This is a genomic window from Sporosarcina sp. P33, from assembly GCF_002077155.1.
In the GTDB taxonomy this organism is placed as follows: domain Bacteria; phylum Bacillota; class Bacilli; order Bacillales_A; family Planococcaceae; genus Sporosarcina.
Map to the genome: position 1 here is coordinate 2,089,633 of NZ_CP015027.1, position 14,153 is coordinate 2,103,785.

General features: G+C 47.5%; 19 protein-coding genes and 1 riboswitch. Of the genes, 7 read left to right on the forward strand and 12 right to left on the reverse strand.

Going from position 1 to position 14,153, the window contains the following annotated elements; all coding sequences use genetic code 11:
* Positions 1–61 precede the first annotated feature (61 nt).
* From SporoP33_RS10450 to SporoP33_RS10480, 7 genes are all read right to left on the reverse strand, one after another.
* Complete coding sequence (locus tag SporoP33_RS10450; RefSeq protein ID WP_081243645.1) at positions 62–1,078, reverse strand: ThiF family adenylyltransferase; 1,017 nt, start codon at positions 1,076–1,078, stop codon at positions 62–64.
* Complete coding sequence (locus tag SporoP33_RS10455; RefSeq protein WP_155961333.1) at positions 1,075–1,848, reverse strand: thiazole synthase; 774 nt, start codon at positions 1,846–1,848, stop codon at positions 1,075–1,077. Before SporoP33_RS10455 ends, SporoP33_RS10450 begins: the two co-directional genes overlap by 4 nt.
* Positions 1,845–2,051, reverse strand: coding sequence for a sulfur carrier protein ThiS (gene thiS, locus SporoP33_RS10460; RefSeq protein WP_081243647.1), 207 nt, complete (start codon positions 2,049–2,051; stop codon positions 1,845–1,847). The genes SporoP33_RS10455 and thiS overlap by 4 nt, the downstream gene beginning before the upstream one ends.
* Positions 2,035–2,646, reverse strand: coding sequence for a thiamine phosphate synthase (locus tag SporoP33_RS10465; protein ID WP_081244833.1), 612 nt, complete (start codon positions 2,644–2,646; stop codon positions 2,035–2,037). The genes thiS and SporoP33_RS10465 overlap by 17 nt, the downstream gene beginning before the upstream one ends.
* A 68-nt stretch (positions 2,647–2,714) precedes the next feature.
* Positions 2,715–2,823: riboswitch (TPP riboswitch) on the reverse strand.
* A gap of 58 nt (positions 2,824–2,881) precedes the next feature.
* Positions 2,882–3,571: a Crp/Fnr family transcriptional regulator gene (locus SporoP33_RS10470; protein WP_081243648.1), complete on the reverse strand. Its 690-nt coding sequence runs from the start codon at positions 3,569–3,571 to the stop codon at positions 2,882–2,884.
* Positions 3,549–5,450 carry a heavy metal translocating P-type ATPase gene (locus SporoP33_RS10475; RefSeq protein ID WP_081243649.1) on the reverse strand — a complete coding sequence of 634 codons (1,902 nt, stop codon included), beginning with the start codon at positions 5,448–5,450 and terminating at the stop codon, positions 3,549–3,551. Before SporoP33_RS10475 ends, SporoP33_RS10470 begins: the two co-directional genes overlap by 23 nt.
* A 15-nt stretch (positions 5,451–5,465) precedes the next feature.
* Positions 5,466–5,687 carry a heavy-metal-associated domain-containing protein gene (locus tag SporoP33_RS10480; RefSeq protein WP_081243650.1) on the reverse strand — a complete coding sequence of 74 codons (222 nt, stop codon included), beginning with the start codon at positions 5,685–5,687 and terminating at the stop codon, positions 5,466–5,468.
* Positions 5,688–5,853: 166 nt separating this feature from the next.
* On the opposite strand from SporoP33_RS10480, the gene SporoP33_RS10485 reads away from it, so the two are divergent.
* From SporoP33_RS10485 to SporoP33_RS10500, 4 genes are all read left to right on the forward strand, one after another.
* Entirely contained in the window at positions 5,854–6,534 is a 681-nt protein-coding gene (locus SporoP33_RS10485; RefSeq protein ID WP_081243651.1) for a phosphoribosylaminoimidazolesuccinocarboxamide synthase, read from the forward strand.
* Between the two features lie 610 nt (positions 6,535–7,144).
* Positions 7,145–7,669, forward strand: a complete 525-nt coding sequence (gene ectA / locus SporoP33_RS10490) for a diaminobutyrate acetyltransferase (protein WP_081243652.1) — start codon at positions 7,145–7,147, stop codon at positions 7,667–7,669.
* A 66-nt stretch (positions 7,670–7,735) separates the two neighbouring features.
* Positions 7,736–9,016: a diaminobutyrate--2-oxoglutarate transaminase gene (gene ectB / locus SporoP33_RS10495; protein ID WP_081243653.1), complete on the forward strand. Its 1,281-nt coding sequence runs from the start codon at positions 7,736–7,738 to the stop codon at positions 9,014–9,016.
* Between the two features lie 15 nt (positions 9,017–9,031).
* A complete protein-coding gene (locus tag SporoP33_RS10500) occupies positions 9,032–9,421 on the forward strand; it encodes an ectoine synthase (protein ID WP_081243654.1) in 390 nt (129 codons plus the stop codon).
* Between the two features lie 114 nt (positions 9,422–9,535).
* Here SporoP33_RS10500 and SporoP33_RS10505 read toward each other — a convergent pair whose 3' ends face one another.
* Together SporoP33_RS10505 and SporoP33_RS16005 are read right to left on the reverse strand one after the other, a co-directional pair.
* Positions 9,536–9,769, reverse strand: coding sequence for a hypothetical protein (locus SporoP33_RS10505; protein ID WP_081243655.1), 234 nt, complete (start codon positions 9,767–9,769; stop codon positions 9,536–9,538).
* A gap of 269 nt (positions 9,770–10,038) precedes the next feature.
* Positions 10,039–10,188: a hypothetical protein gene (locus SporoP33_RS16005; RefSeq protein WP_155961334.1), complete on the reverse strand. Its 150-nt coding sequence runs from the start codon at positions 10,186–10,188 to the stop codon at positions 10,039–10,041.
* Between the two features lie 296 nt (positions 10,189–10,484).
* On the opposite strand from SporoP33_RS16005, the gene SporoP33_RS10510 reads away from it, so the two are divergent.
* Positions 10,485–11,081: a superoxide dismutase family protein gene (locus SporoP33_RS10510; protein ID WP_081243656.1), complete on the forward strand. Its 597-nt coding sequence runs from the start codon at positions 10,485–10,487 to the stop codon at positions 11,079–11,081.
* Positions 11,082–11,248: 167 nt separating this feature from the next.
* Here the strand turns inward: SporoP33_RS10510 and SporoP33_RS10515 are convergent, their stop codons facing one another.
* The 3 genes from SporoP33_RS10515 to SporoP33_RS10525 form a co-directional block, all read right to left on the reverse strand.
* Positions 11,249–11,539, reverse strand: coding sequence for a DUF2653 family protein (locus tag SporoP33_RS10515; RefSeq protein ID WP_081243657.1), 291 nt, complete (start codon positions 11,537–11,539; stop codon positions 11,249–11,251).
* A complete protein-coding gene (locus tag SporoP33_RS10520; RefSeq protein ID WP_081243658.1) occupies positions 11,524–11,973 on the reverse strand; it encodes a hypothetical protein in 450 nt (149 codons plus the stop codon). The genes SporoP33_RS10515 and SporoP33_RS10520 overlap by 16 nt, the downstream gene beginning before the upstream one ends.
* A 98-nt stretch (positions 11,974–12,071) precedes the next feature.
* Positions 12,072–13,199: a CAP domain-containing protein gene (locus tag SporoP33_RS10525; RefSeq protein ID WP_081243659.1), complete on the reverse strand. Its 1,128-nt coding sequence runs from the start codon at positions 13,197–13,199 to the stop codon at positions 12,072–12,074.
* 276 nt (positions 13,200–13,475) lie between these two features.
* Between SporoP33_RS10525 and SporoP33_RS10530 the strand changes: the two genes are divergently transcribed.
* Positions 13,476–13,937 carry a hypothetical protein gene (locus SporoP33_RS10530; RefSeq protein ID WP_081243660.1) on the forward strand — a complete coding sequence of 154 codons (462 nt, stop codon included), beginning with the start codon at positions 13,476–13,478 and terminating at the stop codon, positions 13,935–13,937.
* Positions 13,938–13,958: 21 nt separating this feature from the next.
* Complete coding sequence (locus SporoP33_RS16010; protein ID WP_155961335.1) at positions 13,959–14,126, forward strand: hypothetical protein; 168 nt, start codon at positions 13,959–13,961, stop codon at positions 14,124–14,126.
* Positions 14,127–14,153 lie beyond the last annotated feature (27 nt).

A 14,153-nucleotide genomic window follows, 5' to 3' on the forward strand; every position in this document is an offset into this window, starting at 1 on the left:
AGTCCCGCCGCGCGCTCAACACACTCCCTCAAGCGCTCATAGCCGCCCGTCAACCGCTCATTCACCCCAATAATCCCGCCGCGATTTTCCTTGCGGCCGTGACATCTTTCGTGCCGTGAACGAGCATGCGGCCGTCACGGAAAAGTACGAGCCGGCTGCCGTTATATTCGCAAGACACTAAATAAGGGTTCTGTTTCAAATTAGAGACGATACCCTGAATGGATTCTGCGAATGAAACAAGCTCCACTTGACGATCTTTCGGCCATGTCAGCTGAACCGTATCACGCCCGCAGAGTACAGCGGTGCGGACAACTTCCCGGGCGGACAAATAAGGATACGCGGGATGTGCGGAACAGCTCGGGCACTCAGGCTTCTTCATGCTTTGCACATTCATCGCTGCACGCTCCCCGGTCCATAAGTCCACGGATTCGAGGCGCGGCTCCATTGCTGCGCCCGTCATGCATTTCATCAGTTCTGCTGTTTGACGTGCAGCTGTTGTGACGACAATCGGTGCAATGACGCCAACGGTATCACAAGTTAAAGATTGCGGCGGCAAGGCTTCAAGCAGACAGTGCAGGCAGGGTTCATCTTCTTTGACGCCAATCGGAAATGTCAGGCCGTAGCTTCCGACGCATGCACCCATGAAGAAGGGGATCCCTAATTGAAGAGCTGCGTCATTTGCCAGAAGGCGAGTCTCGATATTATCGGTGCCGTCCAAGATGAACTGATGGCCTTCGAATAACTCGAGAACATTTTCAGGCGTCACATCGGCGACAATGCCGAGAATTTTCACATCACTATTAATGGCACGCAATCGGCTTTCGGCTGCAATCGCTTTCGGCAATTGATCAATGACATCCTGTTCTGTATACAATTGCTGGCGGTGGAGGTTGGTCCATTCCAAAATATCCCGATCGACAATCGTCAGTTCACCGATGCCCGCGCGGACAAGCATTTCAGCACCCGCTGAACCGAGCGCGCCTGCGCCGAGAACAAATACTTTCGCTTCACGGATGCGCTGCTGACCGACCGGCCCGATCGGCGCAAACAGTTCCTGCCGTGAGTATTTCCCGATCAATTGGTTACAAGTCCTTCAATTGGACTGCTTGCGACGCCGTAATCACGTTCCGGCATGCGTCCCGCCTTATAACCGAGACGCCCCGCTTCAATCGCCAACTTCATTGCTTCTGCCATCATGACAGGGTTTGCCGCTTCCGACACTGCCGTGTTCAGCAATACACCGTCAGCCCCCAGTTCCATTGCGTATGCCGCGTCTTTCGGAGAGCCGATGCCTGCATCAACGATGACGGGAACATTTGACTGTTCAATGATAAGAGACAGATTCAGCGGATTCAAAATGCCTTTGCCCGAACCGATTGGTGCAGCACCAGGCATAACCGCATGGACCCCTAATTCACAGAGCTTTCTGGCGAGCACCACATCATCTGACGTATAAGGCAATACAATAAAACCTTCGTCCAGCAACATTTCAGACGCGCGCAATGTCTCGACAGGATCAGGCAGCAATGAACGGCTGCAGCCGATAATTTCCACTTTCACCATGTCACATAGTCCGGAAGCTTTCGCCAGCCGTGCAATATGTACTGCTTCTTCCGCGGTGCTTGCGCCTGCCGTGTTCGGAAGAAGCGTGTAGCGCGTTAAATCCAACTGCTCCAGGAAATTCGGCTGTGATGCTTCAAAAATATCCATTCTGCGAACAGCAAACGTCAAAATATCGGCTTCCGATACAGCCACTGCCTGCTTTTGTATGTCAAATGAAGGGTATTTGCCTGTTCCTAATAATAAACGTGAAGAGAATTTCTTGTCTGCAATTTGTAACATCTTCATCCGCCTCCTACAAAATGTATGATTTCAATTTGGTCTCTGTCCATGATCGGTGCATCGTAGCTGTCTTTCTGCAAAATTTCTTTATTCTGCTCTACTATCAAAATACGGTCACCGAGTTCCAGATGCGTAAGCAGCTGCTGGACCGTTTCCACTTCCGGCACAACGGTATAAGACTTTCCGTTCAAATCAATGATCTTCTTCATTAGCTATCTCTCCTTTTTCAACTGCCGTCCGATAACCCCGTAATGCGTCTGATGAGCGCATAGGGGATAATAATGCAGCGCCAGCCACATGATGCCGCTGCAGATCTGTCAGATGATGCGGATGGATTCCGCCGATCGCATACACCGGAATAGTACACGCCGACGCGATTTCAAATAATTCCTTCGTGCCGCGCGGAGGCAGCCCGGGTTTTGATGCAGTCTCGTAAACATGTCCATAGAGCAGCCAATCTGCCCCGTTTTGCTCCATTTGCAGTGCCTCATGCAGGGAATGTACCGAGCAGCCGAATGAAATATTCGGATAATCCCGTTGTGCATCTGTGACAGACAGTCCATAACCAGTCAGCTGAACCCGCGGGACAGCCAGCATACTTGCCAAAATCGGTCTGGCATGAATGATAAGTTTAGCAAGCGGGAAATTCCTGTCCTTCAGACGTATTATCAAATCAGTCAACTGTTCATCTGTCTTGGACTTTTCGCGCAGAATCACAGCGTCAAGATACGGCTCCGCCTGCTGTAAATTCTTCAGCAGCTCATCGTTCGTAAAACAGTCTCCGGTAACGCCAATTAACTTCATGCGGTCCACTCCAATAAAAAACCACTTCCCGAATCGGAAAGTGGTGGATGTGTCGACAGAAATAGATACGATGCGACGTGCCACTTCCCTCCGCAGGTTCTAACCTGTTCAGGTAATAAGGGTTTCAGAGCCACACTCTTTTCTCAGTCCTTGTAAAGGATTCCCCTAATGGTCAAAATATTTTGTTTTTCTCATCTAGCATATCATTTACAATCCTTAATGAAAAGGGCTTCTTTTATACTAGCAATAACTTATCCAAATCGAGAATATGCACAGTTTTCGCGCCGGACTGCCGGATCCAGCCCGAATCTTCAAAAAAGCTTAATTTTCGGCTGATCGTTTCAGGCGTCGTGCCGATATGGGAAGCCAAGTCTTTGCGGCTCATCGGCAGTTCCACCGTCAGTTGCTGCTGCTCTTCTGATAAATCTGCCAAGTACAGGGCGAGCCGTGTCTCGGCAGATTCCATTCCAATCCGTGCGGCCCGCTGTTCTGTACCTGCCAGTCGATGAGAAAACTCTTCCAGCATTTTCAATGAAATTGCAGGGTGCTCTTGCAGAAGCTTCTGCATCTGATCACGTCCAATAATGCATAATTCCGCAGGCTCAAGCGTTTCTGCATAAGCATCATGCGGTTTGGCGTCAAATAGTGACAGTTCACCTGTGAAATCACCGGGCTCTAAAATACGCACTAATTGTTCTTTGCCGTTTTCCGACAGGCGGTAAATTTTGATCCGGCCTTTATGCAAAATATATAATCCTTGTGGATGGTCGCCTTCCCGGTAAATAGTTGCACCGCGTGAGTGAGACACGCTGTGTGCAAGTTCTACAATGCGGTCCATCTGCTGCTCTTCCAGATGATTAAACAGAGGCACCCGGGACACGCAGGAATAGTAGGGCATAGGGTCATCGTGCTGGTGCTGATTCATTCGCTTTCACCTCATTTTGATGTCGGTTAGATGGTTTATCACTAGTATACCGTATTAACCGAATTGCGTTCAGGATCACCAGAAGCACACTTGCTTCATGGATGAGCATGCCTGACGCCAAGAAGACTTTACCGAAAAGCACACCAATGAGCAGCAAGAATACTGTGCCGACTGCGAAGAATGTGTTTTGCTTCATATTTCTTACAGTCGCTTTTGATAATGCATAGGCGTGAGAGAATTGGTCGAGACGGTCGGCCATCAAGACGATGTCTGCTGTCTCCATGGAAATATCTGTTCCGCCTTCACCCATCGCCAGTCCGATATCTGCTGCAGCAATTGCTGGTGCATCGTTAATACCGTCACCTGCCATGGCAACCCGGTAACCTTGTTCTTTCAATTTTGAAACGGCTGCCACTTTATCTTCGGGCAACAGTTCGGCATGCACTTGATCAAGCCCCAGCTGTTCGCCGACGAGACGGGCGGTATGCACATTATCGCCTGTCAGCATGATCATTTGCTTGATGCCGTTCTTCCGGAGCTTGGCCAGTGCAGCTTCTGCTTCCGGCCGAATTTGATCCGCAATAGAAATAATGCCTGCAATTTCATTTCCAACACTGATGAATACGGCAGTATTACCTGCTTTTTCGCGCTGGGCTGCATAAGCCTCTATTTCCGGATGAATGACTGTACCTTGCGATTCCATCAATTTACGATTACCTGCGGCAAGCTGCTTACCTTCTACTTCGGCGGAAATTCCATTGCCTTTGATCACTTCTGTGTTTTGAGCTTTGTGCTGCAATTGAATGAATCGTTTCTTTGCTTCCCGGACAATGGCCTGACCTAAATGATGCTCTGACATGAATTCAGCTTCCGCTGTCAGGCGCAGCAGCTCATCTTTATCCATATTCCAGCTATGGATATCTGTGACGCCAGGGCGTCCTTTCGTCAATGTGCCTGTTTTGTCGAAGACGACCGTGTCAATTTTGGCTAATTGCTCCATCACGTCGCCGCCTTTAATGAGTACACCGTGCCGTGCCCCATTTCCAATTCCCGCCACAATAGAGACGGGTGCGGAAATAACGAGAGCACCGGGACAGGCAATAACCAGGAATGTTAGTGTCATTTCGATATTTCGTGTGAACAGATAGACGACGATCGACAGAATGACGATGGAAGGTGTGTAGATATTGGCGAAACGCTCCAGAAACTTCTCGGTTTTAGATTTGGCTTCCTGCGCTTCTTCGACCAGCTCAATAATACGGGCGAATGCTGTATCGTCGCCGATGCGTTCTGCCAGCACTTCAATATAGCCATGATCGATCAATGTACCGCTGAATACTTGATCATCCAGCGTTTTAGAAGCGGGGACCGACTCTCCTGTAATTGCTGCTTCGTTAATAGATGCGGTACCTGAAATAATCGGGCCGTCAACTGGAATTTTTTCGCCTGAGCGGACAATGACCCGGTCACCGGGCTCCACTTCTTCCACTGGAATCGTTACCCATTCACCTCCGCGCCAAACACTTGCTTCAAGCGGCGCCAGATCAGTAAGGGATTTGAGAGAGGAGCGGGTTTTCTCCATCGTGCGAATTTCCAGCAGTGCGCCGAATAAAAACAGGAAAGTGACCGCGGCGGATTCTACATATTCACCGATGAAGAGCGCCCCGATCACCGCAATGGTGACGAGAAGCTCAATGCTGAAAGCTTTCATGCGAATAGCTTTCCATGCCTTGATCGCGATTGGAGTTCCGGCGATAAACGTGGCAGCAATCAGTGTAATCTGACGGGCCTCGTGCCAGCCTGCGAAGTGCAGAATAATGGCGGCTCCAAGTAATATCGCGGAAAGGGACGTAATACGAACCGTTTGTTTGGCATTCATTGGAATACCTCCTTATTATGAAATCTTTTTGCTGAGCACAGGGTAACCGAGATTTTCAATCAGTGCCTGCAAGTCATCAGCGGCGATAATGGATTCGTCAAACTCTACTCGGATTTTACTCGAGTGGAATAAAACCTTTACTTGCTGTACGCCTTTCGCACGGGATAGTGCACCTTCAATTTTTTTGATACATGACGGACAACTGAATGGCTCCATTAAAAATACAACTTTTTTCATTACTCTCATCCTTTTTGTTTGTATTTGTTAACTTAAGTATAGGACGTTTTTATATATGCCGCCTTGACGCCAATCAAGTTTAGCCAATCAGGACTTTTTCTTCTTGCCAAAGTGCTTTATACTGAATAGGTAGTACAACATTTATGAATAGAGGAGAATCGTACGGATGAAATTAACCTATTCTGGTAAAACGAAAGACGTCTATCAGCTGGAAGACGGCCACGTGCTATTGAAATTCAAGGATGATGTAACAGGGGAAGACGGTGTATTCGATCCGGGTGCCAACACAGTGGGACTGACGATTGAAGGAGCCGGGAAATCCGGTCTTCGCATGACGCAGTACTTTTTTGAGAAATTGGCGGAGCTGAACGTGCCTACACACTACATCGGTGCTGATCTTGATGAAGTGACGATGACAGTGAAGCCTGCTACGGTCTTTGGTAAAGGATTAGAAGTGATTTGCCGATACCGTGCGGTCGGAAGTTTCTTGCGCAGATACGGTGCGTACTGTGAAGAAGGACAAGTATTGAATGCATTTGTGGAAGTGACGCTTAAAGACGATGAACGTCAAGATCCGCCGATATCTGAAGACGCTTTGGCACAGCTACATATTTTGACGCATGAGGAATATGCGACGCTAAAAGAATTGACTCAGCAAATTTCTGAGGTAGTGCGTTCGGAGATGGCGGAAAAAGGTTTGGAACTGTATGACATCAAACTGGAATTCGGCCGGGATCCTGAAAGAAATATTATGTTGATTGATGAGATTTCGGGAGGAAATATGCGTGTTTATAAAGGCGACACGTATATCGAACCGATGGAATTAGAAAAGATATTATTTTCATAAATTACAACCGGAAACGAAAAACGTTTCCGGTTTTTTTAATTCCGCTTCAGGCTATACGCTGACTGATCTGGCGGGGTTTTACTTTTTCATTAAATAAATGAAATTATATATTTACTGTTGACAACGTTTTCAGAGTTATCTATAATAACAACCAGTGTCAGAGGAGACACATAGTTTGCTTCTTCGCCAGTGTGTGAACGTTGGCTGGATGAATGCGTATGGCAGTAAATTCAAGATAATGAAAGTGTCTTTCATATCAGCGAATCAATAGTAATCATGCTGTTTTCATGAACAAAAGCTCCCCGCTTTTGTATAGGCGCTCTTTTTTGCTCTTCATACCGCAAGGCAGAAAGTTAGCACCCAAATAGCCTGCACGAATCTCCATTTGGCTTTTCTACGTAAGTATCCTTGCTATATCCGCCAGATTTCTCATTCGGAATCTGCCGAGTGCTTATGCTCGGTCTTTAAAAACCTCACAGACAATAATTATTCAGTGAACCAATTTAGTATTGCCGCGTTCCCTGGCAGAGAAGCGACTTTACATCCCAGAAATTTACAGATAGTGAAAATTTGTGCATACGCACAAGACAGGACTTGGAGGAGAAACTGTTTGGATAAAAATCAGAAGGTTTCGATTGCAGTACTGAACCGCGATGACTCCTACTCATTCCGTATCCCGACTGTGGAAGATGGAAAGTTCATCTGGCAGCTTATTAAGGATACGCAGGTTCTCGATCTGAATTCTTCTTACAGCTATTTGCTGTGGGCAGATCAATTCAGCGAAACGAGTATTATCGTGGAGGAAGATGGCAAGCTCGTCGGCTTCATTTCCGGATTTATTCAGCCGAAAGCCCAAGACACATTGTTTATCTGGCAAGTGGCGGTCGATGAATCAGCACGGGGCAAGCGGTTGGCATCCCGTATGCTGCACGCTATTTTGCAGAGTGATGCATGTCGGAATATTCGGTATTTGGAGGCGACAGTGACACCGTCCAATATCCCGTCTACGAAGCTGTTTAAAGGGCTGGCACGTGATTTGCAGACAGAATGCACAATTACGGAAGGCTACACGGAAGATCAATTTCCTGGAGGCGGACACGAATCAGAAGAACTGTTCCGTATCGGTCCATTCTGAGCAACTGGCCGGCTGCCGCAATTGACACAGGAAAATACAGAAATTTAATGGAGGAATTAATTACAAATGGTACTGACCAAAAGTCAGCAGGTAATGGAAGTATTCGAAAATCATGAGTCGCAAGTGAGAAGTTACAGCAGAAGTTTCCCGACAGTATTCAAAAAAGCAAAAGGCTATAAGATGTGGGACACGGAAGGCAAAGAGTATATCGATTTCTTTGCCGGTGCCGGTGCTTTGAACTACGGCCATAACAACGACAAGATGAAAGAAAAACTAATTGAGTATATTCAGGACGACGGCATTGCGCATAGTCTGGATATGGGTACGACAGTGCGAAAAGAGTTTCTTGAACGATTTAACGAAGTGATCTTGCAGCCGAGAAACATGAACTACAAAGTAATGTTTCCAGGGCCCACTGGAACGAATACGGTCGAAAGTGCATTGAAGGTCGCCCGCAAAGCAACGGGACGCCAGAATGTAGTCAGCTTTACGAACGGCTTCCATGGCATGACGCTCGGTGCATTGTCTGTCACAGGCAATTCATACAACCGGGCAGGCGCCGGCGTACCGCTTACTAACACCACATCTATGCCGTTCGACACGTTTTTAGACGAAGGCCAGTCACTGAACTATTTGAAAAAGTATCTGGCTGACGCGAGCAGTGGTTTGGATCTGCCCGCTGCGATGATTGTGGAAACGGTACAAGGGGAGGGCGGCATCAATCCCGCAAGCTTTGAGTGGCTGCGTGAAATTGAGCGCCTCTGCAGAAATTACGATATCTTACTGATTGTCGATGATGTGCAGGCAGGCTGCGGCCGGACTGGAACCTTCTTCAGTTTTGAACCGGCTGGCATCAAGCCCGACGTTGTCTGTCTTTCGAAATCCATTGGCGGCTATGGACTGCCGTTAGCATTAACGCTGATCAAACCGGAATATGATAAATTCGGACCGGCTGAGCATAACGGAACATTCCGCGGAAATAATATGGCGATTTTGACAGCAACAGAAGCGTTATCGTACTGGGAAACAGATGAATTCGCTAAATCGGTACAAGAAAAATCCAAGCTTATCACCGAACGCATGGAGACAATCATCGAAGATTATCCGCAGCTGAAAGCAACAACCCGAGGACGCGGTTTCATGCAGGGAATTGTCTGTGGTGAAGGCAAAGAAGATTACGCGGATAAAATTTGCGCGAAAGCTTTTGAAAAAGGTTTAATCATCGAAACATCAGGACCAGAAGGGGAAGTCGTCAAATTCCTCGGTTCGTTAATCATGGATGAAAAAGGGATTCACAAAGGATTCGATATTCTGGAAGAAGCGATTGAAGAAGTCGTTCACAACTAAGGGAGAGAATAACCATTGATCGTACGTACAATAGATGAAATCATAGGCAGTGAAAATGAAACGAAAGCAGAAACATGGGCAAGCCGCCGTTTCTTGCTGAAGAAAGACAATATGGGATTCTCGTTCCACGAAACGATTATCTACGCAGGCACAGAAACACATATTCATTACCAAAACCACTTGGAAGCAGTGTATTGCGTCGCAGGAGACGGAGAGATTGAAACTGTGGCAGACGGCAAAGTCTATCCGATTAAAGACGGTACGATGTATGCGCTGAACGAACACGATGAGCATTACTTGCGTGGAGGAAGAGAAGACATGCGCCTGATCTGTGTCTTCAACCCGCCGGTAGTCGGAACAGAAACACACGACGAAAACGGCGTGTATCCGCTGATTGAAGACTGAATTGAAAATATGAACGCTCCGGGGCTTATGCTTCGGAGTGTTTTTTTTATGCTGGGATGTGTTGGACGCAGTGGAGCGCTCAATAGGGCTTCGCGAGCGCTCTAACCCCTTGTTCTAGCGCTCAATGAGACTTGTTATCCGCTCTACCTCCTCGTCTAAGCGCTCAATGTGGCTTGGCGTCCGCTCTATCTCCTCGTCTAAGCGCTCAATGTGGCTTGGCGTCCGCTCATACCCTCCGTCCCAGCGCTCAATGAGGCCTCGTGTCCGCTCGTAACCCCCGTCTAAGCGCTCAATGAGGCCTCGTGTCCGCTCATAACCCCCGTCCCAGCGCTCAATGAGGCTTCGCATCCGCTCATAACCCCCGTTCCAACGCTCAATGAGACTTGGTATCCGCTCTATCTCCTCGTCTAAGCGCTCAATGGGGCTTCGTGTCCGCTCTACCCCCCGTCCCAACGCTCAATGAGGCTTCGCGTCCGCTCGTAACCCCCGTTCCAGCGCTCAATGAGGCTTCGCGTCCGCTCATACTCTCCGTCCCAGCGCTCAATGAGGCTTCGCGTCCGCTCATACCCTCCGTCCCAGCGCTCAATGAGGCTTCGCGAACGCTCTAACCTCTTGTTCTAGCGCTCAATGAGACTTGGTACCCGCTCATAACCCCCGTCCCAGCGCTCAATGAGGCTTCGCATCCGCTCATACCCTCCGTCCCAACGCTCAATGAGGCCTCGTGTCCGCTCATCCCCCCCGTCCCAGCGCTCAATGAGACCCCGCATCCGCTCTACCTCCTCGTCTAAGCGCTCAATGAGGCTTCGCATCCGCTCATAACCCCCGTCCCAGCGCTCAATGAGACTTGGTATCCGCTCTACCTCCTCGTCCCAACGCTCAATGAGGCCCCGCGCATCCGTTCTATCTCCTCGCCTAAGCGCTCAATGAGACTTCGCCGCCATTCATAAACATTACACAATCACATGTTAGAAAACGTTAAATGTGGGTACAGTAGATACTATGAGTTCATCCTAATGGGTAATGAACAATACTAAAAGTAGCTTATAAGGGGAGGAGTTCAACTATGTGGAAATTATCGAGTATGGTATTAGGGGCTGCGCTGCTGACGGCGGCTTGCGGAAGTGCGTCGGAGGATGAGAAAGTTCCGGTCAATGAAAATGAAGAAACGCCGGTGGAGCAAGAAAATGCGGCTGAACCAGAAATTACGGCGCCTGTCATGAATGTGGACGGCGAAGAAATTGGAACTGTGACATTGACTGAAGGGCCAACTGGAGTGGCGATGGATCTTGATGTAACTGGTCTTGAGCCAGGGGAACACGGCATGCATTTCCATGAAACGGGCGTCTGTACAGCACCAGACTTCAAAGCGTCTGCAGGCGGTCACTTTAACCCGACCGGCAAACAGCACGGAATGGACAATCCTGAAGGGCATCATGCAGGAGACTTGGAAAATATCGTGGCTGATGAAGACGGAAACGCAAAAGTTAGTATCACTGCGGAAGAAGTAACATTGGAATCAGGAAAAGAAAATTCATTGCTGGATGAAGACGGGTCGGCATTGATCATCCATGAAGGTGCAGATGATTATAAAACGGATCCGGCAGGCGATTCAGGATCACCGTTCGCATGTGCAGAGATTACATCTGAGAATATGAAATAATAATGAATAAAAAAGGATGTCCCCGAAGTTCTCAGGGCATCCTTTTTTGCGCACGGCTGTAGCGTTAGATCTGCTTCCGTCCGTTTGAATGAAGCATAAATCCTAACATCCGGCATTTTCTTTATGACAATAAAAAGAACACCCTCCGGAAAAGAGTGTTCTGCTGATTATCGTACAATTGCGATAATCCCTTCTTCATCATCCAGCTTTAACTGGATGCCTGCTGCCATCGGATCCTGATCGAGGTACTGCTCGATCCAAAGGCGAAGCGCTTCGACGAGACGGGAGGTAGTTAAATGATGCATCTTGCCGTTAAGCTCGGCCTCTGCTGAAAACCCGGTGTCGTCATCGTAAGCAAGTTCGACTTCTACGTCGTCAGGCATTGCCCGTGATTCTTTAGCGATCAATACACACACTGCATTGGCTACGTCTTGTTCGTAAATTATCTGTTGTTCCATTGATTCATATCCTCATTGCGTTTACGCTCTTTCTCTTTGAAGATCGCAAAAATCTTCCGTACCATATAGATGATGAAAACAATCGCAAGTACGTTAATCAATAAGCCCATAATGGAACCAAGGATACCCATATTTGCAAACAGGCTGCCGAATAACAGACCCGCAAGTCCGCCGACGAATAGGCCCTTCATCAAGCCGCCGCCCATTCCGCCTGGCTTTTTGGCAGTATTGCCTGCAGTGGCTTTATCGTTGTTTTGATTTGTATCCTGTTTCTTTTCTGCTTTATTTGGCTGTACACGGTTCGGTGTACTGAAGCTTTTCTTACCGGATTTGTAGCCGCGCGCTTCCGCAGTGATTTCATCCTGAAAAATGATGTTCCCGATCGGCGACAAAATTAATGACGCGGCCAGGAAAAATGCAGCAATTTTTTTCAATTGATAGTCTCCTTTAAAGCTGTAATGAAGGTCTTTACTGTACAAAAGCCCTTCACTCTATTTTACCGGATTACTTGCTGTAATGAAAGGAAATCCCCTTATTTTGCGAAGAAGTTTTCCGTGTAAAATGGCTGTTCTTTGTCATTGAAATCCACGCCGATTCCAAGGAACTGATAATCGCGTATCAGAATGTTTTCCCGGTGACCTTTCGAATTCATCAGCCCTTCATGAGCGAAAATACTGCTTGATTGGCCATAAGCCAAGTTTTCACCAGCGCTGACGAACTTGACCCCTTGCTTCTTCATTCGGTCAAAAGGGGATTCCCCTTTTAAGTTTTCGTGGCTGAAATAATCCTGTACGGCCATATCCGTACTGTGAAGACGAGCGGTTTCAGAAGCCAGCTGATCCCACGTAAGAATCGAGCGTCCGTGACGCACCCGTGCGGCATTCGTCAAATCGAAAAGCTGCATTTCAAAGCCTTTGCGCATTGCATCATTCTTTGGTGCGTAAAGCGCAGTTTTACCTTGTTCCAAACGATCCGAAATCAGCTGCACCGCAGTAACGGCAGTATCCTTATGCAAATCATAAAAGACGTACATATAAATACCGTCTGAATGAAAAACGTCCATTCCTTCATCGTCCTGGAGCTTATAAATATTCGTTTCTTTGCGTATTTCTGAAATCGGTTCGCCGAGGCTTTCTCGGATCTTCGCTTTTGGCACACCATATTCGATGCCGATCGATGAGGCGATCAGCCGGTCATTAGTGTAAATTGCATTGACACGGCGTTTGACATCGTATGAAAGCATGATGAAGTTCTGGTAGTTTTCATGGAAGGTCAGCCATTCCGTGCCGTATTCATTGACAGACGTACGCACTGGATCGCCCAGTTTCTCCTTCACCTCTGCTTCTGACGTGCCGATTTCGATATTATGGATGGAAATAATGCCAGTTGCGGGCGCTTCCAGTTCCGGCTGGGCGACTTCATCCGGCGGACTGCTTCCGGCGGCTTTCTCAGAAACATATGAAATTATATTGGTAATTGATTGTTTTGTATAATCAAGCGCAGATTCAACTGCTTCCTCGTTGAGAACTGTTTCCACCTTCGCATCAAGCGGATCGAGAAACGATAAATCCACGTAGTTCGATACCGGATCTTCCCAGTATGGCTTGAATGCGTAGACAATCACTGCGAGAAAAAGTAATTGAAAAAGGCGTTTTATCATGTGACACCCACTCCTCTATCATATTATACTCTGTTTACCCTCCGGCAATACAGCGGGAACTATTAATTGTTGAAAATTAACGTCCAGAGATGCGCGAAAAAGGGTATACTTAAAAAAGAATGGAAAGTCTGGAAGGAGTGGATGGTATGTTCGGCGGTGTGAGCAGTGTACCTTCCTGGTTTTATATAGTAGCATTTGCAGTTGTCATACTGCTTGTACTGTTTATGGAATGGAAAACGAGATAACAGATTAATTTAAGCAGAAAGAAGGAAAACCATGTTAACATTTGAGGAGAAACAACAGATTATAGAAGAATTTCCAGAGCTAGTGAAAAAAGAAGTATCAATGAAACGGCTGAACTATCATTATGAAGAGTCATTATATGATAAAACCGTCGTTGTACAGCATTTGCACCCGAATGGCAACGCATTTGTCTACGTAGCGGATGTGGAAGGGTACGAAGCGGATGACCGCGGTCTGGTCAATGTGCGGGAATTCACAGCGGATGAATTGCGTGCTGTGATCTGTGCAGCGATTGAAGGGTTGGCGACAGAAGTGCAGGAAGCGGACCCGATTGCTGAAACATGGCAAAATTCCAATGGCCAGAAGCTGACACTTCTCGAGGAAGACGGTTTCTTTAACATCTACCACGAAGCAAATCTGGAAGAAGGCTTTGGAGATTATTCGGAAGCGGCAAGCTATCTGAAAGAAGAAGGCTTTGCAGTCAAAACGAAATAATAGCAATAGGGGTGAAGTTGAATGAAGGGTAAGACAGTTGCAATTGGTCTCGTGATCATGCTGATTATCGTCGTCGCGGCTATCATTCTCATGGTACAGGCCACATTCAGAAATAATCCTGTACAGAAAAATCATCAATCAATGGACAACCAGCCCTACACCGAAACCGGTACATTCGGCTGGCAATAAATATAACGAACTGTCCGGAATATCCCA